This is a genomic window from Chitinophaga sp. YR627, assembly GCF_900114995.1.
GTDB lineage: Bacteria > Bacteroidota > Bacteroidia > Chitinophagales > Chitinophagaceae > Chitinophaga.
This window is the reverse complement of record NZ_FOUX01000003.1, coordinates 1,152,064-1,177,874: the sequence shown is the minus strand read 5'-3', so window position 1 is coordinate 1,177,874 and position 25,811 is coordinate 1,152,064. Positions and strand designations below refer to the sequence as shown.

Here is a 25,811-nt window from a genome sequence, read left to right as displayed (position 1 = left end):
CTTTAAAGCGGCATCAACGGAGGAATCGGAAGAATAAATGTTATATAAGTGTTCTGAGCAGCAGGCGGGAAAAATGTACTCCAGGTAATTCAGGGAAATGGAGATTGCCCTGATGATTGTCTATTGTGCAGCTTTTTTAAGACATACATTATCCAATCCCCTATTTTTTCTTATCTTAATACTGGTTTGATTAACCCATACTAATATTCACGACCATATTCAGCTTTATCAACTAAATAATTGCTTATGAAACCATCAAAAGGCCCATTCATTATTATCAGTTTATTATCGGTGTTAAGTATGACAAATTGCTCCCCTTCACATAAAGACATTGCCGGACTTTATGCTTATGAAGGCGAAAACGAATTTGACTATTTTAAAGACACTATGGAAATCAGGCCAACTGCCGATGACAAATTTGATGTACAAACGATAGCAACATGGTCCGCTGCCAAGGAAGATGATCCTGAACGGCCGGTAAATAAAAAAGCAGGCGTTTGGAATAATCATGGCTCCAAAGACATAAGAACTGCAACACTTCAGACCAGTGACATGACGCTCAGAATAACAGATCCTTTTTCCGGTGAGGTCAAAATAATGACCATTGACGAAAAGAACAAAACGATTGAAATCACCTCAAAGAAGGGAGCGAAATTTATCTACCATAAAGTATCACAGTAGGTATAATTTCCACTACTCAAGTATCGCTATTTCGTAACCCTAAAATATATCATTCATGACCAGATTCATTTCCCCGATTTTATTATTATTGAGCTTTTTATTCACCTATCAATCTACCAATGCACAAGCAAGCTGCGATGACCTGAAAAAGGAAAATGAATATTTGAAAAATGCATTAAAGATCAGTACACCAACAAAGACAATCACTTCTTCCAAAATCGACTTTAATCTTCTTAAAGTGGAAGGCGCCGCAAAAGAACAGACGGCTTCAGTCATACTAACATTGGTAAATCACGATGTGAATCGGGACTTTCACTTTAGTAAAGCTGTCGCCATTGATATGGAAGGGAATGAATATGAATTTCTCGATATTAAGATAGGTAGTGCGTCAATAATAAATAAAATTTATACGGACACGCCTATAAAAACTGTAGTCAAATTCAGTAAAGTATTACCGGCTGTAAAAATATTCAAATTGGTATCAGTCGCCTATTATACGGGCGAGACATTAAAGACGATAGACCTGGAATTTAAAGACCTTGCAATTAGCTGGAAATAATATTGCCTGGCCTGTTGTATTAGTACAACAGGCCAATCAATTCAACACCTTCTCCTCAAAATGCTTTCCCTTCTTCAAAATCTCTTTCTCTTCCTGCTCCCGCTGCTTACGCAATTTATCAAGCCCTGCCTGATTTCTCCCATTATGCGCATCCAGCAATCTGATCGCTACATCCATATCATGCCACTCCCCGATCACATCCTGCAACTGATCAAGATAATCCGCATTTAACGCTAGTTTATTCCTCAGGTGCTTAGGACAGATCTCATAAATATAGCCAAGATGCTTGATCCGCTTTCGGGCTGTATGCAACTGATCCGTCGGTGTCCCTGTTACAATAACAGCGATCTTTTCCACCTGTTTGTCTATCCATCGTTTCAGTTTCCTATCCCGTAAAGGACGTATCAATCTCAGCAGAGATCTCACCAGATCCTTTATGAGATGATCATAATGCGTCACATGAGAACGGAATTTCCCTGGCTCCTGCTGAAGGATACGTCCTGCTTTATCTTTAACAGCTGGCCGGTTGATATGAAACTGTTGCATCATTTGCAGATTAAGATCCGCCTCTCTGATGACTCCTGCATGATGAAATACCAGCCTGATGGAACGTAGCTGTACAGCAAGCTGCTTGTTTCCACGATACAGCGTCACCAATTTTATAAAGGCTTTTAATTTTTTCAGTTCTACACGTAGCTTGTGTAATTCCTGTTGTTCTCCGGAGCTGGCAAAAGTTCGCAGGCGACGTCTCACTTTAAGGCATCTTTTAATGAGATATTTCCTTTGTCGCGTCCGTTTTAACATATCGGGGGTTTATAGTTAAAGTTAACACTAATTTCCCGAGGGTCAGGGGCGCCAGCAGGATCAGGCGCTTACGGCAACAATTGATATATCAGCAATTCTACACTAAAGTGTAGCCGCTGCAAATGTTAATCTACTGAGTTTTGCAGAAATATCTTTTTCAACAACCAAAATATAATAAACGCTTCTACCTAATAAACTATACCACTATGCACACCAATACAGTGACCTGCAAAAACTGCAATATCACAGTCGACAATAAATTCTGTGGCAATTGTGGTCAGCCGATGCAACTTAAAAGAGTTGATAAAGACTATATCTTACATGAAATCTGGCATGTCCTGCATTTTGAAAAGGGAATATTTTATACCATCAAAGAATTGTTAGTAAGACCTGGGAAAAATGTAAAAGGCTTTATTGTTGAAAACAGGAGCAGATTGGTAAAACCAATCATATTCATCATTATCACCTCACTCATCTATACACTGATCAATAACGCGTTTCATATCGAAAACCAGTATATATCATATCACCCAACGGAACAAGGAACGGAACAAGGTGCCATGAAATCAATTTTCGAATGGGTGCAACATCACTATGGTTATTCAAATATCATAATGGGGCTAGGCATTTCTTTCTGGACCAGGCTCTTTTTTAAAAAGTATGATTATAACTTCTTTGAGATACTGATCTTGTTATGTTTTGTAATGGGAATCGGTATGCTGATCTTTGCAGTCTTCGCATTGGTCGAAGGACTGACCCAATCAAGCATGATGAAGATTTCAGGGCCCTTATCGGTATTATATGTTACATGGGCGATCGGGCAATTCTTTGACCCAAATAAAGTCGCCAGCTATGTAAAAGCATTAACAGCCTATTTATTAGGGATGCTTACATTTTTACTTTCACTGACGTTTTTAGCCATTTTGATCGAGCTTATCAAACACTAATTACTGTGCATGATTCAAATCTTCCATTTTAACTTAAGTGAAAAATGGATTGACCAATACTGTTGAACTTTGACTATACCTGCCTATCGTTTTACGCGCTTTCTGATCCGGCTTAATGAAGGATTCGTGATGCCCAGAAAAGACGAAATATGGTATGCAGGTATCCGTTCGATGATATTCGGATGCTCCTCCAGCAAGCGCAGGTATCGCTCTTCATGGGAGAAGAACATGAATTCTTCCGCCCGGGTTTGTGCATAGGCAAAGAACAATTCTGCCAGCAGTTTTCCGAAATGCAGCCAGTTGGTATTCTTTGCATAAAGGCTGTGAAGATCTCTGTAGGAGATAAAGATAATCTCCGCATCTTCCATCGCCTCTATATAGTACCAGCAAGGATTTTGAGAGATAAAACTTCTGAAGGAAACGACAAACTGATTCTCAGAGAAAAAGAAGATATTCTTATCTGTTTCTGTTTTAGGATCATGGTAGTAAATTCGGAAAATGCCTTTTACGACTAATCCGAGATCATTGCAGACCATACTCTGCATGTTAAAAAAGTCGCCCTTATTGATCTTTCGCGTTTTCCAGAATGTCTCGCTCTCTGCGATGTCTTTTTCTGTTAAGGCCGCGAAATTCTTTAGATGCTGTGCCAGGATCTCGTTGTTATCAGTCATGATCGTCATATTAAAGGATATAAATGGCTCCTGATACATTCACAGGTATCAGGCAAAGTATCCAAATTTCAGTAACTGGATGCCCCTGCATTTTAACTTAAGTTAAAAGTTGATATGAATTTAACGAATCCTTAGCAGTTTAATTTACTCAACGGGGAGAGGTATGACTAAGTTACCACCCTCAGGTAGCCAATATAACAACATGCAAAAATCGGGACGCAGATTCTTTGAATTGTATAAATTTGAAGAATGGCAGCAATAACGATGAAAAGGGCGAAGGGGCAATTCAGGGTAGCCGGTATCAATGAGGGTATGTGTACCCTGGATTCCTATAACCGCAGAGATTTTTATAAGATCAGTCTTATGACGGAGGGATCTCCCTGCAGTCTTCGTTATGGCTCAATACCAGATATTTATGTCGACAAACCAGCGCTCGTACTGGTCAACCCGATTGTACCCTATAAATGGACGGTCCCGGAAAGGATCATTCCTGCCGAGGGGTATTTCTGTGTGTTTAACGATGAATTCATCCGCGCCAGCGCACAACTCTCCGGTCTGATGGATCGCCTGTTTACTACACAGGAGTCTCCCGTTTACTTCCCTGACGCAGTTACCCAACAGTTCTTAAATAGCTTATTTATCCGGATGCGTGCTGATGCCGACATGGATTATGCTGATAAAGATGAGCTGTTCCGTAGCCATCTCAGCCTGATCTTCCATGAGGCCATTAAGATGCGGCACACCCCAGATACAGCGGAAAACGGCACTCCACGCGTCGCTGCAGAATTTATCCGTCTGCTAAATCATCAGTTCCCCGTAGATATGCCTTTACAGCCAATCGCCCTTAAAAAGGCGTCTGATTATGCTGACCGTATCGCAGTACATGTTAACCACTTAAATATGGCCGTACAGAAAGCCACGGGGAAATCTACCACTATGCACATCAGCGAGCGGCTGTTTGCTGAGGCAAAATCATTGCTGAGCTACACAGAATATACCCTGGCGGACATTGCAGCAGGCCTTGGCTTCGAATACCAGAGCTATTTCAACCGGTTTTTTAAGAAGTACGCCGGTGTTACTCCTTCTGATTATCGGAAAAACTTTGAAAAGTATAAATAGTACTTTGAAAAGTCTTCGGCCGGGAATGCTGGTCGCCCTAGCTTTGTCTCCATAAAATTAATGGTATGGAGACATCATCAGGTTTTAAACCGACCTTTTTATTAGGTGGCGATATAACAATCAATCGGATGGGCTACGGAGCCATGCGCATTACCGGACCAAAGATCTGGGGCATGCCTGAAAATCCGCAGAACTCAATAGACGTTTTACAACGAGCTGTTGAATTAGGTGTCAACTTCATTGATACTGCCGACCAATACGGTCCATTTACTTCTGAACAATTAATAGCCGACGCCTTACATCCTTATAAGGAAAACGTCATCATTGGTACAAAAGGAGGCCTCGTACGCTTTGGCCCATGGGGAGATATTAACAACGACGCCAGTCCACAACACTTACAGGATGCACTTGACGGCAGTCTGCGCAGACTTAAACTGGAACAGATAGCGCTTTATCAACTGCACCGCATCGATCCTAAAGTACCGGCAGAGATCAGCTTTGACTTCCTGGCAAAAGCTCAGCAACAAGGCAAAATAAAGCACCTGGGACTATCAGAAGTTTCTGTTGAGGATATTAAGCTCGCTCAAAAACATTTCAAAGTGGTGTCTGTGCAGAACCGCTATAGTGTGCTGGATCGTCAATGGGAGTCTGTACTGGAATACTGTATATCGGAGAATATCGCCTTTATTCCGTGGTTCCCGATAGGCGGCGGTATAGTACAGCTGGAAGAAAAACTCCAGGCAATAGCCACCCGTAAACAGGTAACCATGCATCAGCTGGCACTGGCCTGGTTATTACATCGTGCAGATAATATTCTGTTGATCCCTGGTACTTCCAGTGTGGCTCACCTGGAAGAGAATATCAAATCTGCGGCTATCGAACTGACAGCTGATGATATGAAAGAACTGAACGGTCTGGTGCAGTAATAACATCATAAACAGGTTCCTTTCAACAAATAAAGCTGTCAGTAGTGACAGCTTTATTTGTTGAAAGTTGGTATTAATAGTCTTAATGCTCAAAGTCTTCTTTCAGCAGAATTGTCTTATTGTTCAATCCGTACTCTTTTAACCTGTAATTCAGATTTGACAAGATATAATCCTTTTCCTCCGGAAACTGCTCAGCAATTCTTTTATAATGTGGCAATAGCCTTGTATCGTGTACATCCGAAAGCGCCTGTAACGTGCTATGAATAACCCTGTTGGAGGAAGCACTCAACCCCTTTATAAAGGCGTCTAAAAAGTCGCTTTTGTTTTTTAGTTTACCTAGTGTATAGAAGGCGGTTACCTGCATTTCTTCATTCTCTCTCTCGGTAAATGGAACAATCAGGTCGCCAAAATCGGCGCCTGCATCAGCCAGGAGATAAGCACAAAATCTGAATTTCTCTTCATCATCAACATGGCCGATATATTTACGGATGAGCGGAATCCATTCTGCACTTGCATTTTTTGCATACCAGCGAATCAGACTGCAAACACCTCCGATATCCGTTTGAGCCAGTTCAATCAGATAGGGTTTTGCGCTTTCGTAATCAAATTTGGTAAGTATCTGCAACAGTTCCGTTTTAAACTCATTGCTGCCATTTAACAATTGTTCTTCAACAAGTTTTATTGTCTCGGTATCCAGTTTGTGTTTGCATAAAATACCCTTTAAACACTCCTGCTTTTGCTGGATACTATCAGTGTCCAGGAACAGGCGGATTATCGCTGCATCAGGACCTCCTATTGCATAGCCAAACCAGTGGACATCATCCTGTAGTAGTTGTCCGGAGATAATTTCATCCAGCCAGCGTTCGTACCAATCCAGGAAATTGACCTCAAAAGTGAATTGTGGCTTTGGTCCATCTGTACATATATTCACAACACGTCCGCTATTTGCACCATTTATGATAAGTGCATGCATATAGGTGCAACCCTGAGACCCGATAGGTATCACGCCGCCCCATATTTTACCCAGCTCTTTATAGTATTCCTCGTCAGGGAGATCATCATTACCATCAATACGCGCATTTAACGATTGCCAGTATTCCGCTGACATTCCCGGATAAATAGCACAATCACGCCTCAGATACGCTGCTGCTTTATCACCAATGAGCTCGTTTATATTTCTCCCCAATGGATAAATACCGTAATAAGGTCCGGCTGCCGAATCTTCAAACCCAACACCACCATTTCCAATCTGTAGGAGAAACGCTTTATAACAGTCAGGAAAATGAATACCATATTGTTCTTCCAGTTGAGAGATCTCATCTGCAGTCACAGGATCGTGTAACTGGTATTTATGATTTTGGGCGCCCATTACAGTCAGGCCTTTATCAACATTCCGGGCCAGGGAAAGTTTATCTTTTATCCTTTGTATCTGCTCATCAAATAATGCCATATCTATTGTGAAATTATTGTGCTATCGCAATGATATAATAAAGCCCTCTATAAAACAAAAAAGCAGCCCTCAGGCTGCTTTTCTTATATTCAGAGATATGCTGTTATAACTTCTCAATAAATCCGATACTGATCCCCCTGAAACAGTCATCCGCGCATCCATCTTCTACATATCCGCAACTGGAAATCATCCCTTGGTTATTTGCCTCAAAATACGTCTTTGCATTATCCCGCTTTTTTAACCAATCGTTCTTTGCGCTGCCATAGATATCATCCAGCGTGAACAATCCGGCGCCGGCTGTATGCGTGCCCAGACTGTCTGTTCCTTCTTCCCATTGTGTACGGGTCACCAGCTCTGCTGTGCCCGATACTCTTTCCTTCTGCACATACGAACGTCCTGTGACACGTCCTTTCTGCACAGTAATGATGGTTTCAGAAGCCGTACCTGTCCAGCTACCGGTAGCGACCATATAGCGGTAAGAATTGTCCGAATAAGCTTTAAAGCTGTTCCAGGCTTTTTCGCTTTTAGAATAATCGTCTCCAAACTCCATGTCTTTCTTACACGATATCAACAGCGAGGCGATTAACATGAGGATAACTGGGTAAACATTGAGTTTCATAAACAATATAGGTTTTCTGGTACAACGGTGCTATAAGTATAAAAGTTACACCGGGCATCAGAGAAACGTATATTTCGGTTGATCCAGTTCTTTCCAGAATGGCTTCTCCTTCACTTCTTTTATGAGATCTGTAACTGGTGGTTCTGTGAATGCTACACTTTGGTTCTTTTTAGCATGCAGTCTGATTCCCACAGGTGCATGGTCACTAAATGACTTTTTATTCTCATCTACATTCGTTGTCCACTGATTTGTTTCTTTATGATCTTCATCCAAAGATTCCAGTCCCCCCGTCCCTCGTTTGACGATTCCTCCCTCCTGCACTTCAGCATTATTATTGACAAGGATAATATCTGCCTGGTTGTATTTTTCTTTTCCTTTACCCGACCATCTGTTGGTAGCCGCCGTCGTATCCCCACCGATCTTTACACCTATTTCCTCAAAAGCAGTTGCTGCCGTTTTCTTATCTTCAACAAGATCACTCGGGTTGATATACAGATCACCGATCATCATTTCATTTGAGTTTCCACGTCTGGCCATGTCTTTCAACGCGGGTGATATCTGGCTGAAAACTGTTTTCCTTTTCTTCGCTTCTCCTGACTTCCCTTCATCACTTGGCGAAGTGTGCACTACGTTCATCGCGATGTTTACTTCTTTAATCGCACTACTAACTGTATACCGGCGTATCGGGCGATACGTATTGTTTTCCTGTTTTTCAATCTCCACCATTGTCGTCACATTATGAAGATGAGATTCCAGCTGTTCTATATCTTTTGAAAATCTGTTGTCTCCATTCACATTGTCCAACCATACCAAAAAACTATTTATCCATTTCTGTAACAGTCTGTAGTATGCGTCCGTGATCTTGTCTCCTCCGGGCATTAGTTCTTCAAACTCTTCCATCTTGTGTTCTCTCATGAGCCAATTGACATACTCAAGATATTTGGCCACATTTTTATTTGCTTTTGCTATGAGATCGATCAAATCACCGTTCCATCCCCGGTCACGCCAAACGTCAAACTTACTATGATTATTAATAAGCTTCTTATACTCTTTTTCAGCCTTTGTACCTCCGCCCTGATTATGCTTTTCATATAAGCCCTGATCAACATAGATCTTTTCTTTTCCTCCGGGAATATTTTCATATTTTTCATAAAAGCGCCTCCATTCATCCGAAAGCCCTTCTTTACGCTGTTCATCTGTCAAGTCCCTGTATGCTTCCCCTTCGGAAGTAGTGATTTTGGGTGTAAATGATGGCTTTATTTCCTTTATATTAATCTGGGGTTCCTCTTCTGTATTATGATCTACCCATATACCATCACCACCTTCCGGATAAAAAGAAGCAGAGCCAGTTAGTTTCCAATCGCTCTTCTCTCTTACGACCATGGGATAGTCCTCCCGCTGTCCGATCCCACCCGTCTTTCGCAACACAGCCATTGATTCGGTCCCCTCTACCAGACGCAAACCCTGACCCGTCATCAATTTTTCAAACAAATCTATATTATTCACCTCCTGTAGCACCATGATATCCAGCCAGGCGTTTTGCTTAAACATATCAACAACTTCAGCGACTTTCTTTTTGTTGAATGCGAGAGAGTTCTGGCCTGCTCCAAAATGAGCGATATTCCAGGTCACTACACCAATTTCGCTGGTATCTTCAGGCACCTGTTTTTTCTTAGCTGGCGGCTTTTCTTCCATAGAGGGAGATCTTTTTCTCTTCACGTTTCTCTCAGGTTCCTGTTGAGGTTTCACCCGCTTTTTCTTTTCATCTTTCTTCTTTCTGTTATGTATTACCTTACCTCCTTTAGAAGGCTCATTGCGCTTTCGCATGTACCAACGATACTCACCAGGGCTCATCAGATCAAAATCCACATCCTTCTCACTTCTGGCCTTTGCTCCCGTCACCAGTCTATAGTACCTGAGCGCATCTGCCACGGTACGCTGCACAACAGGCTGCGAACCGGCAAGCGATACCTGCTGTACAATTCCGTCTGTAATATTTTCTTCTCTTTCAGGTAATGAAACGGCCGTTTTCTTTTGAAACGGATTAACTGCCGGCATTGACAGTCCTGATGAATTGTTATCGGCTACGGCACGGGAAGGCTCTTTAGTAACGTTGGCGCCCTTTTTTTCTTGTTGCATGAGGGAATATGTTGTGGTTAAACCTCGAACACCAATTTACACAAATAAATCATTTACTCCCTGTATCCGTTTCCATAGACATGCCATAAGCAATCAGACTACAGCCATTTTTACAGTATATTAGCAGATATCCCTTACCAGCTATACTCTTTATCTATGGAAATAATCAGTCAGAAAACGTATGCATGGCTCTTCTTCTTTGAATTAGGTGGCTACTCCCTGTTGCTGCCTATATTGAGCGTTTTTATCCGTGGAGATGCATGGATATTACTCATCCTGCTATTTCTGATCATCCTAATAGTCCGCTTCAGACGTACCTATACCAGATCATTGCGTATTGATGGCCCTCAACTGGAAGTCACCTACATTAAGTACTTCATCAGACAAACCCGGCGATTCACAATGACAGATACCATAATGGTACTTCGGGACTTTTATGATATAGAGATGAAAAGCAAATATACCAGCCACCAAATATGGTTTTCCAGGATCGAAATCATTGAAAACAATAAGGTAAAGCAAATTTTCAGTACAAAGGACGGTTATGAAAAAGAGACGATCCTGGCATTCTTTGATACATTTACCAAAGAAAAGAACAAACTCCTATCCGCAAGTCATTAACTATGCAGATTCCTCCTTTTTATTATTTTTACAGATAGTTTATTACAAATTCAATGAAGAGCGTTCCTTATATTCTTTTATATATCATACTGGTGGCCGCGTGGGTCATGCTGTTCTATCAGTTCATGACTCCGGTAAAAGACGGTCAGGCCATCCTGTCATTACTAACCAGCTGCGCATTTTATAGCCTGATCTGGGGCGTTATGGTATCTCTCTTTCAACGCTTGTTTGGCTGGAGAGGATATGGCATGTTATTGCTTCCTGTGGCAATTATGATCGTATTCCTCCTGGGGATGGATAAATCGACGTTTCTGTTTATGATCGGACTGATGCTGATCAGTGTACTGGTATCACTTACTAAGATATTTGCATACAGAAGGAAGAATCCCCGCTGATATGCATTCCTTCTTACATACAAAGAGGCCGTCCGAAACAGGGCGGCCTCTTTGTATGTAAAGCGATAAAGGGTATTTACAAACTAAACGCATATCCTATTACGACCACAGCAGCACCGGTTTTATTAGCGCCGTTCATTTTATCTTTCTGAATGTCGATGAATCCATAGTTACCGCCCCCTTCAATAAACACACTCCCTTTTCCTACAGAACAGGCTACGCCTACATGACCGCTGATGCCCGCATTAAAACCCCGCAGGTCATCCTTTATATTCTCCGTATTATCAAATGACTGAGCCCCTCCGGGTAGCGGCTGCTGATGTCCCTTATCCAGGTACACCGGACTGGAACCAGTAGTTTTATTCTTTGCAGATAATAAGAAGCTGGCAAAAGGCCCTGCCGCGACGTAGACATTCCAGCGGGCATTTATCGGGAAACGATACTTAGCGAGTATTGGCACCATCAGGTAATTAAACTTCGCCTCGCTTTTATAATTAGCATACAGATATTGTGGAACCTGTCCCGGCGGGAATAAGGCTTCCATTTCCGGTGGTACAGTAAATGCCTGATCACCGTCTTTTTTACCTCCCTGTGAAGAGTATTCCAGCTGCGGCTGAATAGAGAACTGTTTAGAAATATGGAATTCAACGTGTATAGCTGCATCAGGGCCTAAACGGGAACCATACCCACTGCTGATAGGATTATCTCCATCACCAGAGGTAAGATTGGGTATACTGAGGCCCGCCTTGATACCGATATCAATGCGGCTTTGTGCGAAAGAATGATGCATGATTAGAAAGGTGGTGCTAAACGCAAGCCAGTAGATAGCCTTTTTCATTCTTTAAGTTTTTTGGTGTTAATAAGTGAACATTGAGAAAGAACTTCCGGGGTTTCCTTGGGAATTACAAATTATAAGTATCCGAAGATACGCAAAAGAAAGGGTAAACCAGACAGTACAATACTATCCACAACCAGCAGAAGGTCTTAAAAATTCCTTATAATTTTCATGATCTGGCTGTAGGAATGGGGTTTTATGTACTTTTCACTTCAGTAATCCAGTATTATGACAAACGGCAGCAAATCACCACACATCCTCAATACGTCCACCAACCTGCTGGGCTTTTGTTTAATTGTGCTGACCTCCATCAAAGTCATGCACTTCAATCATAGTACACTGATCGATGACAGTACCGGCATTGCAGCATTGCTCCTGATGGCCAGCTGTTTTCTTTCTTTCCTTTCTATGCGCGCAGAAGGTAGCCGTAACAGCGAACGGATGGAAAAGATGGCGGATTATGTATTCCTGGTTGCGTTGATCTGCGTAAGTGTGACAATTGTGCTGGTCTCCTTCAATATCATTTCATAAGTTGTGGTACCAGTCTCTTATTTATAGGTCTTAAACAAGCGGTCCCATATACTCGTGTAGAAGCCAAAATTGTGTTGTATATCCTGGTGATGATTGTGATGAAAAGTAGAAGTACCCAGGTATTTAATCAGCGGTAAGCGCAGGATCTTTTCAGGCACAGGTTCTATCCCCAGATGCCCTGCCAGTCCGAAGATGACATTGATCGTCAGATAGATCACAATAGCATAGATATTGAATGGATATACTACAAGCAACAATAGCCACAAACTGCCAAAACCGAATGTTTCAACAGGATGTAATACAAACAGGTCTATTGGCTTCGGATCGACTGCCTCGTGATGCAGGTGGTGTACCGCTTTATACAGGAAGGTTTTGTGTATAGCAATATGAAAAACGTACATCAGCAGGTCCATTGCCATAAATAACAACAGAAAATCCAGCAGGATACTCCAGGTGACACCCATTGCAATCCTGACAATTCCATGTTTCCAGAGCCAGAACCCGGCATAAGTGACAATAGTATTGATGATATTGGTAATAATGCAGATGGCCCATTCTTTTGACGTATAAGGGCCTTTATAGAAGAAACTGCCTATTAGTAAGACGCTACAGGTGATCAGCGCGTTTTCCACCAGGAAAATGAGCCAGACATACCCTACGGGTAGCTGCAATAGATAGTTGAGTAGTGTTTCGATATTCAAAGCGGTGTAAATCTAAACAATTCTCTTTATCACTATACACCTTCGCCGTACCTGTATTTTTATTAACCGGCACATGTCATAAATACCAAAAGAATTAATCCGGAATGCACGATGCATCCCGGATCAACAATTTACTTCGCAGCTAATGCAGCCAGTAATTTCTGTGCAGTCGGTTCAGCAGAAGCAGGATTCTGTCCTGTGATCAGCAGACCATCCTGTACCGCAAATGGCCCCCATGGCGTTTCACTTTTCTCATATTTAGCGCCACGTTCTTTCAGCATATCCTCCAGGGAGAAAGGTATCACGTTAGTCGTCTGACCGGTCTGTTCTTCATTGTTGGAATAACCGGTAACCGTTTTACCATTGATGAAGTAAGCACCGCTTTTTGTCTTGATATTTTTTAACGCAGCCGGACCATGACAAACAAAGGCAACAGGCTTTTGTTGTTCGATAAATGCCTGGATAAGGGCTATGGATTTCGCGTTTTCAGGCAGGTCCCACATAGGGGCATGTCCACCGGGATAGAATACCGCATCATAGTCTTTCGCCTTAACCGCACTCAGTTTTACCGTATTGTTCAGGACCGCCTGTGCCTGCGCATCGACCAGGAATTGTTTTGCAGAGGGAGTCAGAAAATCAGGTAATGTACTTCTCGGATCGATGGGTGCTTTGCCGCCATCAGGAGAAGCAATCGTCAGTTCGATATTGTGTTCTTTTAACAGGTAATAGGGAGTAGTAAACTCTTCCAGCCAGAGGCCCATTTTAGTACCATCTTTCAATACGGAAAAGGAAGTCACTACGATGAGCACTTTCTTTTTCTGCTGCGCGAATACACTTGTTGTATGCAATGCCAGTAAGGAGATCAGGGCCATTAATGCTGAGACATATTTTATCTTCGCCTTCATATATTTATTTTTTCACAAAGCTACATTTAGGTGCTACCTTGCGACAAGGACCTGTATCACAGATTTGATGTGATGTAGGTCACATCAAATCATTCACCTTTGCGTTCAACTGAACTTATGTACCCGGCGCTGAGAAAACATTTTGCGGAATTAGCTGATCTGACTGATGCCGAATATGAGCGCATAGTTTCCTGCTTTAAAGAGAAACGGTTTAAAAAACACGCTATCATTCTTCATCAGGGCGACCCTGTCAATCATGAATATTTTGTACTGAAAGGCTTATTAAAAACCTATCTGGTGGACGATAACGGCAAGGAGCATATCCTGCAATTCTCGATGGAAAACTGGTGGGTATCAGATTATCAGGCCATGCATACCGGTGCGCCCTCTTCCTTTATTATCCAATGTCTGGAAGATGTTGAACTGTTATATATGTCTTATGATGACCGGAAAAGGCTGTGTGATGAGATACATCAATATGAACGTTTCTGCCGGCTGAAAGTCACTTCCGGCTTTATCAGTATGCAAAACAGGGTCATGGCCTTACTGAAGAATGACGCGCAGTCCAGGTATCAACAGTTATTAAATCAGTACCCCACTTTATTCCAGCGTGTACCCAAAGCAATGATAGCTGCCTATCTGGGCGTCAGCAGGGAAACCCTGAGCAGGTTACAGGTATGACAACTGACTATTCCGCCAGCTGATCAATCGCGTCTTCAGGAATATCAAAATACAGGTAGGTAATATTGATGTTCAGCACTTCTTTCATCGGGATGATCAGGTAATCTCCCTTCACAGGCATGGAGTCGCCCGTATGCTGATCGTAAAAGCTGGCCTTTCCCGCTTCCACATGCGGTTTATCTGATCTGAACTCCTTTCGCAGATCTCTTTTCACGGCACGTTGCAGCACGATATAATCCAGTTCGGTAGACTTAGGTTTATAGTAATATTTCACGAGGATACCTGAATACAGGATACTGGCTTCCTTTGTATTGGCCAGTACATCCAGGTATACCAGGTCAATGTTGGATACATTACTTTGTTCTCCGGATATATTCAGGATATCTCCTTCAAACGCTTCATACCATTCATTACCCAGGCCAAATAAACGGGACACAAGCTTCCAGCGCATTTCCAGTTTATTGATCATAAATCCCAGTACGCCACCGAGAAAGATCGCCAGCAGGTTATATCCCAGAAATTTGATGATATCCGGGCCCAATATGGCATTGTTCAGGGTAAATCTGGAGTTGGAGTAAATAATGTTCAGTATCAGGTCAAACTTCACCGTTACATTGAACAGGCAGAAGCACAACAGGATAATGATATGAATGAATATCGGTACAACTGTAAATACCCAGATAGAGTCAGTGATCGATAAAGCAGATAAAAGCCCTTTCAGATTTTCGAGGCGGTTTACAGCCAGTCTGAAGGATATCGCAGGAAGAAATAATAGAGTAAGGATAAAAGCACCTAATGCTAAATTCATTTTTGAGGCAGATATGGCTAAATATGGATATCGGGTTACATAGAAGTCACTTTGCGCACCCTTACTTCGAGGTCACGCTGAGATCTTCCATCATTGATGGCAACATGAAAAGGAATAGCAACACCATTGGATAATTGTTTAAAATTATTCACAACAGCTGCAATTAATGCATTAGAAGCCTGTGTACTCTTTAAGAAGGCAGTACCCTTTTTGCTAATTTTTGCTTTCATGATACCCAAATATAAGGGTTTTTCCGGCAAAGGAGCAAGCAACCATATAAAGCACTGTCTGACAATCAAATACAATATTTTTTCCCATTTATTATGACCTGATACCCCCCCTTTTTGACACCTATTTACAAAAATAATTTCCTGTTTTATTCCAAACAAAACTATATTTGCGACAACATGTATCCGAATTATCTAAATTAAATCTTTTATGAAGCATCTCATTATTATAGGTGGTGGTTTCTCAGGGTTCTGGAGTGCTATGAGCGCTGTAAGACAGAGCCGGGAAATGGGAAAAACCGCAGAACTGAAGATCACTGTCATCAATAAGGACAACTACCTGACCAACCGTCCCAGGTTGTATGAAGCGCATCTTGACACCGTACGGACGAACATCCTGCCATTACTGGAGCCGCTGGGCGTATCATTGCTGACCGGCCTGGTGACGGACATCCAACCGGCACAACATAGCCTGACCCTGGAACAAAACGACCAGCAGACTACCTTAACTTATGATTATCTGATCGTTGCAGCTGGCAGCAGATTAAAACGTCCTGATTTCCCGGGTGCAGAAACAATCCATCATATTGATGATTTTCAGGGCGCTACACAGTTACATACACATATTGCCCAACTGGCAACCAGTGGTTTTAAAGAAAAGGGCGACGATACAGTAGTAGTAGTTGGAGGCGGATTGACCGGACTGGAGATCGTGACGGGTGTACAGGATATTGTTAATAAATATGCTGACCGGCAGATGAGGGTGGTATTGATCGATCGCGGAGGCAATATAGGCGGCGCCTATTCTCCGGAAGCCCGGACCTATATTAATGAAGTACTGCTGAATCAAAATATTGAATTACGCCTGGGTACGCTTCCTGTAAGGATTGAAGAAAACGTGGTTTATCTGGCTAACGGAGAACAGATCCCTGCTAGTACTATAGTATGGACAGCCGGTCTGGAAGCCAGTCCGCTGCATGCTTTCTTCAACGGCGACAAAGACAATATGAACAGACTCGCTGTCGATGAATATTTCAAATTACCGGGTTACAGCAATATCATGGTAACGGGCGATGCAGCTCTCTCTAAGCCAGATGGTGTCAATCATGCACTAATGTCCTGTCAGTATTCCCTGTTCCAGGGCAAATGGTCAGGTCACAATGCAGTAGCCGACCTCTTTGGCGGGGAGAAACTCCCATATGTACAATCCTCCTATGTGACCTGCGTGGACCTTGGACCAGAGAAGGCCTTATTCACCAGGGGATTTGAGCGAAAGATGGAAGCCAGCGAAGCCGCAGGTAAGCAAATTAAAACAGAAATTAACACTGTATGGATCGTCCCCTCTCCTGATCCTGAGGCAAACGTTGCGGCTGCAATCCCTGCAGATCCTGCTTTTTAGCTATCTTTGGGGGATAACCAGCTTAAAATTGTATGCCATTACTGGGAAAAGGTGTTGAATACGCGATTCACTCAATGTATTATCTGGTGGATGTCTCTAAGGATAATGCCATGACGATTGCGGATATGGCTACATTTCAGAATATCTCAGAAAGTTATCTCGCAAAGATCTTTACCCGTTTACAGAAAGGAGGACTTGTACGCTCAGCTTTGGGGGTGAAAGGAGGATATGTCCTGGCCAGACCGGCAGAGGAAATCTCATTCTGGGATATAGCCGTGGCGGTAGAAGGCAGGGTTTCTCTCTTCGAATGCCATGATGTACGTTCCGGCTGTGTGATCGGCGGGACAAATGGGAGTGATACCGGAGTATGTACCGTACATGCCGTTTTCCTGGAAGCCAGTCAGAAACTGGAAGCTTTCCTGAAAACAAGAAATCTCCGCTGGCTACACAATACACTCCTGGGACTTATCCCGGACGAAACAAGAGCTGAAACAGAAAAGTGGTTTAATCTCCAGAAACTCAAAAAATAAGCTTATTGATCATAGAAAGGTCCTCCGCCCCGGAGGGCCTTTTTTTATTGCCCCAACCATCTATTTAAAAAAATTTCTTCCGGTCACATCAAAGTATACCGTTTCTCTGATTGTCATATTATCAAAACCCTCATTTTTCCTTAAAATAAACCATTAGTAATGCACAAGTTCACAATGCTGATCGCTATCCTGGCTATCTTCAGCAGCTGCGCCAAAGACGCGGCATCCACGACTGGTACAGATCCGGGCAAAACCGGTGACCGAAAACCTTCCGCAGAAGCTACCTATATCAGTTTCAGCGGATATACCTGGGAAGTAAGAAATGAAGCTGGTACTTCAGGCCCAGGTCCCAACTATTGGAGCAGCGCCTCCAGCAACGTATGGGTGGACAGCGATGGTCACCTGCACCTGAAAATTAGAAAAGACCCTGCCACCGGCAGATGGCTTTGCGCTGAAGTAACAACTACCCAGTCTTTCGGCTATGGCTCCTACGTATGGAAAGTAGAAGGCGCTGTAGACAAACTGGATAGAAACATCGTACTGGGTCTGTTCAATTACAAATCCGGTGATGATGGTCATCATGAAGTAGACATCGAATTTGCCCGCTGGGGAAATAACGCATGGCCTAATTATAACTATACAGTGTATCCTGCTACTGGTTCAGGTAACGTATCCCAGACTTATGAGCTGGCCCTGAATGGCACCTACACTTCGTATAAGTTCACCAGGACTGCGACGTCCGTAGCCTACAAAGGTTACCATGGACACAACCTTGTTGAAGCAAATTCCTTCTTCCCATGGACAACACCTGCAGGATACAATGTGAGCACATTATCCCTGCCGGTACACATGAACCTCTGGTTGTTCCAGGGTAGTGCACCGTCCAATAACCAGGAAGTAGAAATCATTATACACTCATTCACATTTACGGCAGCGTAAGTGTTTTAAGTTTTGTAATGGAGAGGGTTACGCCTGGAAGGTTTCCACCTTCTGGTTAACCCTTTTCTTATTAAATTAAGTTAGATTTACGGCCAGCAAAGTTTACCCCAAAACACCACATTATGGCCGCCCACACTATTAATGAAGTCATCCGGCAACTGGAAGACATTATTACCACCTCCGCAGATACCAATAGCAGGCTTGGTGTCTTTGCCGCCCTCTATCACAAAGTAACCGTCAGGGTACAGGAAGGCATCCTCAATAATGAATTTGAAGATGGCCCCAGGATGGAGAAACTGGATGTCACATTTGCCAACCGTTACATTGAAGCTGTTCGCCAGTATAAGAATGGTCAGACGCCTACCGGTTCCTGGCTGGTCGCATTTGAAGGCGCCGAGAAATCTGCTGTATTGGTTTTACAACATCTGCTGCTGGGTATGAATGCCCATATCAACCTGGATCTCGGTATTGCTGCTGTAGAAACAACCGGAGAGCAGGACATCCGGCTTATCCGGAGAGATTTCAATACCATTAACGATATCCTGGGCTCTCTGACAGGAGAAGTACTGACAGAGATCAACCGCATCTCCCCTTTCCTCTCACTGCTTGGTCTGAATGCCGGCAATAACGAATCCATCCTGATACAATTCAGTCTTACCAATGCCCGTGACGGCGCCTGGCGTTTTGCAGAAGAGCTTTCAGAGAAAAAAGGTGCTGATTATACCGCCTGTATTGCAGCAAGGGATGCCAGTATCCGGAAACTGGCAGTTGGATTATTACAACCTGCCGGTAAACTGATCAGATTTACCATCTGGATCATCCGCCTGTTTGAATGGAAAAATCCCCGTCGGATCATACAGGCACTTTATGCAGCGAAAAGAGCCTACATACGGGTCTCTACCCAACCGGCCATTTAAGTGCATAGTTAGTAATACTACCAGGGTTGGTCTGCCCGGAGTAGAATTTTATTAGAAAGATTACATAACTTAAGCGCTGTAAAACGAAAGTTCAAATCATATCTTGAATTATGGCTGGCAAGGCTAAAATTATTTTTTTAGCAGATGATGATCCGGAGGACCAGGAAATCCTGAAAGACGCAATTTTAAAACAGGACCCGGCTGCAAATATCTACTCTGTCATGAATGGACAGCAGGCAATTGACTACCTGGTCAATTGTCCGGATAATTGTTTGCCATCATTGCTTATCCTGGATTATAAAATGCCGATCTTCAATGCAGTAGAAATCCTGGAGAAGATTGCCAGTATCCCGCAATTACAACCGATCCCCAAGGTGGTGTGGAGCACCTCCAACCAGGCCGACCATGTACGGCATTGTTTGGACAATGGTGCAGATCTCTATTTTGTAAAACCAACCAAAACGGAAGACCTGTACAACATGGCCCGCAAGATGCTGGATATCAGCAAAGACTAGTTTTTATTCACAGGGAATATAAATTTCAAAGGTCGCGCCGGTTCCGGGTATACCATGTGCTTTGATCTGTCCGCGATGATTCAGCACGATCTTTTTACAGATGGCCAGTCCGATACCTGTACCAGCAATATCCGGCAGGGTATGTAAGCGCTGGAATACATCAAAGATCTTCTCTGCATGACCAGGTTCAAAACCAATCCCATTATCCGCTACAGATATCTTATACCCATTCAGGGCCGTACTATTGGCAAGACTCTCTTCCGCAGGTAACTGGGTTTTCGTAATGGTAATATTGATATGGGGATGACGTTCAGGGTGATGGTATTTGAGCGCATTGCTGATCAGGTTATCAAATAACTGGCTGAACTGAAACGGAATGACACGCATAAACGGCAACAGGTCCACCTGAATGACTGCCTTTAACTTGTCTATAGTAGGCTGGTGAGCCTGTAATACTTCGTCTACAATGGTATTCAGATCTACTTCTTCGGATTCTTTCGAAAAGGAGGAAGCCTGTGAATACGTCAGCAGGTCGTCTATCAGCCCCTGCATCCGGGAAGCTGCATTGATAGAACGGTTCAGGTATTCCCTTGCTTTTTCCGGCAATACATCTGCAGCATTGTCATTGATATAGTTATTATAAAACTGCACTTTCCGGAGCGGCTCTTTCATATCGTGTGCGGCGGCATAGGCAAATTGTTCCAGTTCCCTGTTCTGAAATTCCAGGTCACTGGCATATTGTCTGATCCTATCTTCCGCCAGTTTTCTTTCTGTGAGGTCACGGGTGACTTTTGAAAAACCGATCACCTGATTGTCCGCATCATGTAATGCTGTTATCACGATGCTACCCCAGAAACGTGTCCCGTCCTTACGCATCCGCCACCCTTCGTGAGCCGCTTTTCCGGTTCCCATTGCTTCCGCGATCAATTGCTCAGGTAACTGTCGTTTACGGTCTTCCGGTAGATAGAACACACTAAAATGCCGCCCGACGATCTCAGATTCGTGGTATCCTTTGATCTTTTCAGCACCTTTGTTCCAGTTCTGAATGATTCCCGCCTTATCCATAGAAAGGATGGCGTAATCTTCCACCTCTTCTATCATCCTATAATATCTCTCCTCGCTTTGCTGCAACTGTTCATTCAGTTCGGCAAGGTGACCGGCACGTACTTCCGTACCAGGGACAATGGTGACGGCCACTTCTTCAAAACAATGTATCAATCCGATCACGACGCCATCCCGGTCTTTCAGCGGAGCGATATTCCCCCTGACGATCACCGAAGTATCATCAGCATGACTAATCGTTGATTGCCAGTCATTCAGGGGTAATCCTTCCTCTAATACGGCAGCGATTACGGTACTGTCATGGAATATGGTTTCACCTGGAGACGGTGCTCTTCCCCACAATTTTACAGCGCGTGCATTATAACATATAATGCCGCCATCCGCATCACACATATAAGCCGCTACCGGCAATAACTGTAATAGTGCTGCGGACGAGATGCCCGCTTCACTCAGCAGTCTGTTTGCCATTGCAGTGTTAAATCCTTGTTCCATGTCTTGAAATTATACAATCCTATGTTAATTTTAGTTGTGTTGAGAGAGCAGTACCTATTTAAATAAGCAGTAAGCGGCCCTATCAGTATTAGTCATTAACTTTGCGCCGTTTTTTCCATATAAAACACAAATACTCAAATACTATCACATGAGATTCAACATTACAACAATGATCGCACCTGCAGTAATTGCATGCTGCATGGCTGCCTGTAACAATCCGCAGGCTGGTTCTGAACACACTGCTGACAGCACTGTCACCAAACCGACTATTACTGAAGAAGCTGTTACGATTCAGGTAGATACTGTAACGCTCAACAGCGTAGTGGCATTCAGTAGCGATACGACTGTGAAAAAGCCGATCGTGCTGATCGCGCCAGAATGGTGGGGACTGAACGATTATGAAAAAGGCCGTGCTAAACAACTGGCTGAACTGGGTTACCTGGCTATTGCTATCGACTTTTATGGTAATGGCAAACATGCTGAGAACCCTGACCAGGCAAAAGCATTTGCTACACCATTCTATATGAATCCTCAGCTGGGCTTTGGCAGACTGCAGGCAGCACTGGCTAAAGCAAAAACCTTCCCACAGGCGGATACTACCCGCATTGCTGCGATCGGTTACTGCTTTGGTGGTTCTATGGTACTGAACGCAGCTAAACTGGGTCTTCCGGTGAATGGCGTAGTAAGCTTCCATGGTGGTCTGCAAACTGTCCCTCCACAGAAAGGACTGACAAAAGCGCAGATCCTGGTATGTCACGGAGGAGCAGATCCTTTTGTACCAGCACAGGATGTGGCTACTTTCAAAAAACAACTGGATTCCCTGAGCATTCCTTATACATTTAAGGAATATGCGGGTGCTACCCATGCATTTACCAACCCGGCGTCTACCGCTAACGGCAAGAAATTCAACATGCCTATTGAATACAATGCTGCTGCTGACACCGCTTCCTGGAATGACATGCGTGCCTTCTTCGGAGTGATCTTCAAATAAGCGTATTTAAGCACATTTTAATGGAGCGTCTTCAAAAGAGACGCTCCATTTGTTTTTCATGCCCTAACTTTGCAGCGTCAAAAACAGGGAATGCTATGCGTAAGAAGATTATTCAGTTCAACTATGTAAAACTTTTCGCTGCTTCTGTTATGGCGGGTTTGTTATCAGCTCTCCTGGCAAGCGTACTGAAGCATATTACTGAACATTACGAAGAGCATTTCTTTAAGACGATTTCAGCTTCATCCTATCTTTTTCTCATATTTCCACTGATCGGTCTGGTATTGATACATGTGCTCAGGAAATATGCGTTCCGGAAGAAGCCGAACAAGGGTATCAAGGAGATCTACCTGACCCTGGACACCCGCCGCAACGAATTACCCAGCTATAAAATACCTTCTCACTTTATCAATGGTTTTCTGACAGTTATCTTCGGTGGTTCAACCGGTGTAGAGGTTTCTACGGTTGTGTCTACTGCGACCATCGGGGCTATGACCAGACAAAAAGCTTCTATTGCCAACAGGTATAAAACAGAACTGATCTGTGCGGGTGTAGCGGGTGGTCTGACGGCACTGTTTGGTAGTCCGCTGGTGGGTTTACTGTTTGCTGTTGAAGTCATAGCCCGCAAGGTGACCAAAACTATTCTGCTCAGCAGTATCTCAGCTGTACTTACAGCATGGGGTTTACTGCAGCTCCTGCATGAAGAGCCTTTCTTAAAACTCAGCATTACTCACTGGCAGGTGAGAGCGATCCCTTATATTATCGGATTGAGTGTGATTGCCGGTATCGTTTCTGTATTCTTTACCCGGACGGTGATTGGCATTAAACACCGTTTCGGTACAATGAAAAAAGACTCTACCCGTATTATTGCCGGTGCGGCTATTATCGGATTAGGCATATTCATCCTGCCGGCTTTATTCGGAGATAGCTATAGCGCTGTTACTGAAATGATCGGTCGTTCTCAGCATGAGGCATTTACCATTCCTTTTGGTATTACCCTGCTGGCAATCGTATTACTGAAGCCAATTATTTCCTCTGTAACCCTGGGTGCAGGTGGAGATGGAGGTGTATTTGCACCAAGCATTGTGATAGGCGCCTTATTGGGGTTATTGCTGGCGACCGTCTGCAATCACTATTTCAATAGTCAGCTGATCGTAGCCAATTTCATCATCATGGGTATTGCTGCTGTATTAAGTGGCAGTATACATGCACCACTGACTTCTACTTCACTCGCCTGCCGTTTATCCGGCGGCTTCATTCTTGCTGTGCCGGTACTGATCGCCAGTACAGTGGCCAGGTATACTGCCAAAAAGATCTATCCTTATACTGTGTACAGTTATAAAGACCAGCCGGCTCAGTAACCGTATCCGAGATCATCGGATCGTCTGGTACCCAGCACTTTATAATTCATTTCATCTAACGCTTTCACCACTTTTGCCCTGTCTTTGTACAGCGATCTGTGCTGATAGTTGAAGACGCCCAGTCCGACGTGGAATAACACCCCACTGATGACAATGATCTTCAGCAACTTCAGTACAAATCCTTTCTTTGCGATCAGCCATTCATAGCAATAGAATGAATAGATCATTGGCAACGGCAGCAGCATACAAAAGGTATGCGAAGACGGGCCTTTGATAGAAAAGAAGAAGCTGGCAAATACCAGCAGATAGGTGAAGAGATTCAGCCATCTCATTTTCTTCCATTCTTCATTATCGGTTTTAACAAAGTAAGACAGGATAAATATGCCGACCTGTGCAAATCCAACCAGCAGGAGGAACAGGAAAAACGGCGCGATCCACATTTGCTCTTTCAGCAGTTGCCATTTCTCCTCTGAATTACCCACTACATAAGGGATTTCGAATGCGGCAAACGACCAGTACCTTGTCAGGATGGTCACGGCATTGCCTATATTTTTCCAGTTAAATACAATGTTAGCGCCCACATTACCCGCCTGCGGATCCGGATGTAACCAGGTCGGTATCAGGGTGAGCGTTCCGATGAGCAGTCCGCCGATATAGGGAATAAGGCATAACGCTGTTTTCTTAAACCCTTCTGTGCGCAGATAAAACAGGAAACCTATTCCTGCATATGGCAACAGGAGGATCCAGGACATATGTAGCTGCATGATTAATGTAGTGACCAGCCCCATTACGCCAAAAGAGACCCATGGAGCGATGAATTTATCTTTTGTGATAGGTAATACCTCCAAAAGGCAAATAAAGAAAGGAATGGCCAGCGCAATCGCATATGATGGGTTTACCACCCTGGTACTATAGTACAGGGTCCAGGGAGTGGTCATACAGAGTACCCAGATAATCCAGGCAGGTACCCCCTTGATACGACGGGTGATATAGTAAGCCAGCAGGGAAAGGCTGGCAAAAGAGAAAACGTTCAGTACAATGGCCGGCATTTCCGGCAGTTTAGCGATATAGAAGCCGATACTTACCAGCAATCCCTGAAGTGCACCGGGGATCTGGGTATTGGTATACACCACATCCGGACCGTAGGTTGGCCAGGTACCGGTGGTATATGACTTCAGTCCGATCAGATAGATCTGTAGTTCATCGGCAAACCAGAATTCCGAGCATAATCCATAAATCACGCGAAAGACAAATAGTGCAAGCAGGAGCAGAAACAGCTGTTTCCTATTCATAATTAGTTGTTTGTTGTAGTTGCGGAGGGGCCAAATTACACAACTTTCTCAATTGTTGCCCTGAGAGCGGTCATGATACCAGCAATTAATCCTGAAGGTAATTCATAGATAAGCCATAGATAACCCGTATATAAGCTGTAGATGAACCATTCTTATAGGTACGGATTATCTATGGGTTATCTACGGCTTATCTACGGGAAGCATATGATTTATAACAACTTACCAGACCTTATAAAGGCAATAAAAAAGGCACGACCGGTGGTCATGCCTTTCAATATCATGTTTCAGACGAATTTTATTCTCCGAGCAGGAGGTCGTACAGTTCTTTTGCCATTTTCTGATAGCCGGGGGCGTTATCAGGCTTAATGAAGTGTTTCAGTGCTCCCATCTGAGCGCACTTTTTCTCGTCATTACCTGTTTCAGAGGCGGAAAAGGTTACGACAGGGATTTCCCTGAATGCATCACTGGTTTTCAGATAGTACAGGATATCATACCCATGTCCTGCAGCGGAGAGAATTACATCCGGGAACAGGATATCTGATTCTTCCATGATCGTTTTAAGGATCCGGCCGTCTTCTGCGATGGCTAAGACGTTGAATAGACCGGTATCTGCAAAGGATTCCTGGATCAGTACTTTACCATCTGCATCGTTTTCTGCTATAAGTATGTTTAATTTTCCCATAGTTGTACAAAGGTG

29 protein-coding genes are annotated in these 25,811 nt (G+C 43.5%); 16 read left to right on the top strand and 13 right to left on the bottom strand.

The window, feature by feature from the left end:
- Nucleotides 1-246 precede the first annotated feature (246 nt).
- The gene (locus BMZ72_RS20435; RefSeq protein WP_089811550.1) at nt 247-681 is read left to right on the top strand and encodes a hypothetical protein; all 435 of its coding nucleotides are present in this window, start codon (nt 247-249) and stop codon (nt 679-681) included.
- Nucleotides 682-736: 55 nt separating this feature from the next.
- A complete protein-coding gene (locus BMZ72_RS20430) occupies nt 737-1,240 on the top strand; it encodes a hypothetical protein (protein WP_089811549.1) in 504 nt (167 codons plus the stop codon).
- 36 nt (nt 1,241-1,276) lie between these two features.
- Here BMZ72_RS20430 and BMZ72_RS20425 read toward each other — a convergent pair whose 3' ends face one another.
- The gene (locus BMZ72_RS20425) at nt 1,277-2,044 is read right to left on the bottom strand and encodes a CHAD domain-containing protein (RefSeq protein ID WP_089811548.1); all 768 of its coding nucleotides are present in this window, start codon (nt 2,042-2,044) and stop codon (nt 1,277-1,279) included.
- Nucleotides 2,045-2,250: 206 nt separating this feature from the next.
- On the opposite strand from BMZ72_RS20425, the gene BMZ72_RS20420 reads away from it, so the two are divergent.
- A complete protein-coding gene (locus BMZ72_RS20420; RefSeq protein WP_089811547.1) occupies nt 2,251-2,991 on the top strand; it encodes a DUF3667 domain-containing protein in 741 nt (246 codons plus the stop codon).
- A gap of 83 nt (nt 2,992-3,074) precedes the next feature.
- Here the strand turns inward: BMZ72_RS20420 and BMZ72_RS20415 are convergent, their stop codons facing one another.
- Complete coding sequence (locus BMZ72_RS20415) at nt 3,075-3,662, bottom strand: Crp/Fnr family transcriptional regulator (protein ID WP_177222860.1); 588 nt, start codon at nt 3,660-3,662, stop codon at nt 3,075-3,077.
- Nucleotides 3,663-3,911: 249 nt separating this feature from the next.
- Here BMZ72_RS20415 and BMZ72_RS20410 point away from each other — a divergent pair, with 249 nt between their 5' ends.
- Nucleotides 3,912-4,781 carry a helix-turn-helix domain-containing protein gene (locus BMZ72_RS20410; RefSeq protein WP_089811545.1) on the top strand — a complete coding sequence of 290 codons (870 nt, stop codon included), beginning with the start codon at nt 3,912-3,914 and terminating at the stop codon, nt 4,779-4,781.
- A 65-nt stretch (nt 4,782-4,846) separates the two neighbouring features.
- A complete protein-coding gene (locus tag BMZ72_RS20405; RefSeq protein WP_089811544.1) occupies nt 4,847-5,707 on the top strand; it encodes an aldo/keto reductase in 861 nt (286 codons plus the stop codon).
- 82 nt (nt 5,708-5,789) lie between these two features.
- Here the strand turns inward: BMZ72_RS20405 and BMZ72_RS20400 are convergent, their stop codons facing one another.
- The 3 genes from BMZ72_RS20400 to BMZ72_RS20390 all read right to left on the bottom strand — a co-directional run bounded on the left by BMZ72_RS20400 (nt 5,790) and on the right by BMZ72_RS20390 (nt 9,915).
- Entirely contained in the window at nt 5,790-7,157 is a 1,368-nt protein-coding gene (locus tag BMZ72_RS20400) for an SMI1/KNR4 family protein (protein ID WP_089811543.1), read from the bottom strand.
- A gap of 103 nt (nt 7,158-7,260) precedes the next feature.
- Nucleotides 7,261-7,776 carry a hypothetical protein gene (locus BMZ72_RS20395; RefSeq protein WP_089811542.1) on the bottom strand — a complete coding sequence of 172 codons (516 nt, stop codon included), beginning with the start codon at nt 7,774-7,776 and terminating at the stop codon, nt 7,261-7,263.
- A 57-nt stretch (nt 7,777-7,833) separates the two neighbouring features.
- Nucleotides 7,834-9,915: a hypothetical protein gene (locus BMZ72_RS20390; RefSeq protein WP_089811541.1), complete on the bottom strand. Its 2,082-nt coding sequence runs from the start codon at nt 9,913-9,915 to the stop codon at nt 7,834-7,836.
- A 156-nt stretch (nt 9,916-10,071) separates the two neighbouring features.
- Between BMZ72_RS20390 and BMZ72_RS20385 the strand changes: the two genes are divergently transcribed.
- The gene (locus BMZ72_RS20385) at nt 10,072-10,536 is read left to right on the top strand and encodes a hypothetical protein (protein ID WP_089811540.1); all 465 of its coding nucleotides are present in this window, start codon (nt 10,072-10,074) and stop codon (nt 10,534-10,536) included.
- A gap of 53 nt (nt 10,537-10,589) precedes the next feature.
- The gene (locus tag BMZ72_RS20380; RefSeq protein WP_089811539.1) at nt 10,590-10,931 is read left to right on the top strand and encodes a hypothetical protein; all 342 of its coding nucleotides are present in this window, start codon (nt 10,590-10,592) and stop codon (nt 10,929-10,931) included.
- A gap of 76 nt (nt 10,932-11,007) precedes the next feature.
- Here BMZ72_RS20380 and BMZ72_RS20375 read toward each other — a convergent pair whose 3' ends face one another.
- Entirely contained in the window at nt 11,008-11,769 is a 762-nt protein-coding gene (locus BMZ72_RS20375; protein ID WP_089811538.1) for a porin family protein, read from the bottom strand.
- 225 nt (nt 11,770-11,994) lie between these two features.
- On the opposite strand from BMZ72_RS20375, the gene BMZ72_RS20370 reads away from it, so the two are divergent.
- A complete protein-coding gene (locus BMZ72_RS20370) occupies nt 11,995-12,297 on the top strand; it encodes a hypothetical protein (RefSeq protein WP_089811537.1) in 303 nt (100 codons plus the stop codon).
- Nucleotides 12,298-12,314: 17 nt separating this feature from the next.
- Here BMZ72_RS20370 and BMZ72_RS20365 read toward each other — a convergent pair whose 3' ends face one another.
- The gene (locus tag BMZ72_RS20365) at nt 12,315-12,998 is read right to left on the bottom strand and encodes a sterol desaturase family protein (protein ID WP_089811536.1); all 684 of its coding nucleotides are present in this window, start codon (nt 12,996-12,998) and stop codon (nt 12,315-12,317) included.
- Between the two features lie 131 nt (nt 12,999-13,129).
- Nucleotides 13,130-13,903 (bottom strand): type 1 glutamine amidotransferase domain-containing protein, encoded by a 774-nt coding sequence (locus BMZ72_RS20360; RefSeq protein WP_089811535.1) that lies wholly within the window; start codon nt 13,901-13,903, stop codon nt 13,130-13,132.
- Nucleotides 13,904-14,002: 99 nt separating this feature from the next.
- Between BMZ72_RS20360 and BMZ72_RS20355 the strand changes: the two genes are divergently transcribed.
- Complete coding sequence (locus BMZ72_RS20355; RefSeq protein ID WP_255373249.1) at nt 14,003-14,584, top strand: Crp/Fnr family transcriptional regulator; 582 nt, start codon at nt 14,003-14,005, stop codon at nt 14,582-14,584.
- A gap of 7 nt (nt 14,585-14,591) precedes the next feature.
- Here BMZ72_RS20355 and BMZ72_RS20350 read toward each other — a convergent pair whose 3' ends face one another.
- Both BMZ72_RS20350 and BMZ72_RS36365 read right to left on the bottom strand, forming a co-directional pair.
- Nucleotides 14,592-15,392, bottom strand: a complete 801-nt coding sequence (locus tag BMZ72_RS20350; RefSeq protein WP_089811533.1) for a hypothetical protein — start codon at nt 15,390-15,392, stop codon at nt 14,592-14,594.
- A gap of 35 nt (nt 15,393-15,427) precedes the next feature.
- Complete coding sequence (locus BMZ72_RS36365; protein WP_143087732.1) at nt 15,428-15,622, bottom strand: hypothetical protein; 195 nt, start codon at nt 15,620-15,622, stop codon at nt 15,428-15,430.
- Nucleotides 15,623-15,830: 208 nt separating this feature from the next.
- Between BMZ72_RS36365 and BMZ72_RS20340 the strand changes: the two genes are divergently transcribed.
- The 5 genes from BMZ72_RS20340 (at nt 15,831) to BMZ72_RS20320 (ending at nt 19,919) form a co-directional block, all read left to right on the top strand.
- Entirely contained in the window at nt 15,831-17,018 is a 1,188-nt protein-coding gene (locus tag BMZ72_RS20340) for an NAD(P)/FAD-dependent oxidoreductase (protein WP_089811531.1), read from the top strand.
- Between the two features lie 32 nt (nt 17,019-17,050).
- Nucleotides 17,051-17,548, top strand: a complete 498-nt coding sequence (locus BMZ72_RS20335) for an RrF2 family transcriptional regulator (RefSeq protein ID WP_089811530.1) — start codon at nt 17,051-17,053, stop codon at nt 17,546-17,548.
- Between the two features lie 159 nt (nt 17,549-17,707).
- The gene (locus tag BMZ72_RS20330) at nt 17,708-18,487 is read left to right on the top strand and encodes a glycoside hydrolase family 16 protein (protein WP_089811529.1); all 780 of its coding nucleotides are present in this window, start codon (nt 17,708-17,710) and stop codon (nt 18,485-18,487) included.
- Nucleotides 18,488-18,609: 122 nt separating this feature from the next.
- Nucleotides 18,610-19,404 (top strand): DUF5995 family protein, encoded by a 795-nt coding sequence (locus BMZ72_RS20325; RefSeq protein WP_089811528.1) that lies wholly within the window; start codon nt 18,610-18,612, stop codon nt 19,402-19,404.
- Between the two features lie 110 nt (nt 19,405-19,514).
- Nucleotides 19,515-19,919, top strand: coding sequence for a response regulator (locus tag BMZ72_RS20320; protein ID WP_089811527.1), 405 nt, complete (start codon nt 19,515-19,517; stop codon nt 19,917-19,919).
- Nucleotides 19,920-19,922: 3 nt separating this feature from the next.
- Here the strand turns inward: BMZ72_RS20320 and BMZ72_RS20315 are convergent, their stop codons facing one another.
- A complete protein-coding gene (locus BMZ72_RS20315) occupies nt 19,923-21,473 on the bottom strand; it encodes a sensor histidine kinase (RefSeq protein ID WP_089811526.1) in 1,551 nt (516 codons plus the stop codon).
- Nucleotides 21,474-21,621: 148 nt separating this feature from the next.
- Between BMZ72_RS20315 and BMZ72_RS20310 the strand changes: the two genes are divergently transcribed.
- Nucleotides 21,622-22,464, top strand: coding sequence for a dienelactone hydrolase family protein (locus tag BMZ72_RS20310; protein WP_089811525.1), 843 nt, complete (start codon nt 21,622-21,624; stop codon nt 22,462-22,464).
- 95 nt (nt 22,465-22,559) lie between these two features.
- Nucleotides 22,560-23,822 (top strand): chloride channel protein, encoded by a 1,263-nt coding sequence (locus BMZ72_RS20305; RefSeq protein WP_089811524.1) that lies wholly within the window; start codon nt 22,560-22,562, stop codon nt 23,820-23,822.
- Here the strand turns inward: BMZ72_RS20305 and BMZ72_RS20300 are convergent.
- Both BMZ72_RS20300 and BMZ72_RS20295 read right to left on the bottom strand, forming a co-directional pair.
- Complete coding sequence (locus BMZ72_RS20300; RefSeq protein WP_089811523.1) at nt 23,816-25,114, bottom strand: hypothetical protein; 1,299 nt, start codon at nt 25,112-25,114, stop codon at nt 23,816-23,818. The two genes, BMZ72_RS20305 and BMZ72_RS20300, sit on opposite strands and share 7 nt — an antisense overlap.
- A gap of 295 nt (nt 25,115-25,409) precedes the next feature.
- Entirely contained in the window at nt 25,410-25,796 is a 387-nt protein-coding gene (locus BMZ72_RS20295) for a response regulator (RefSeq protein ID WP_089811522.1), read from the bottom strand.
- Nucleotides 25,797-25,811: the final 15 nt, after the last annotated feature.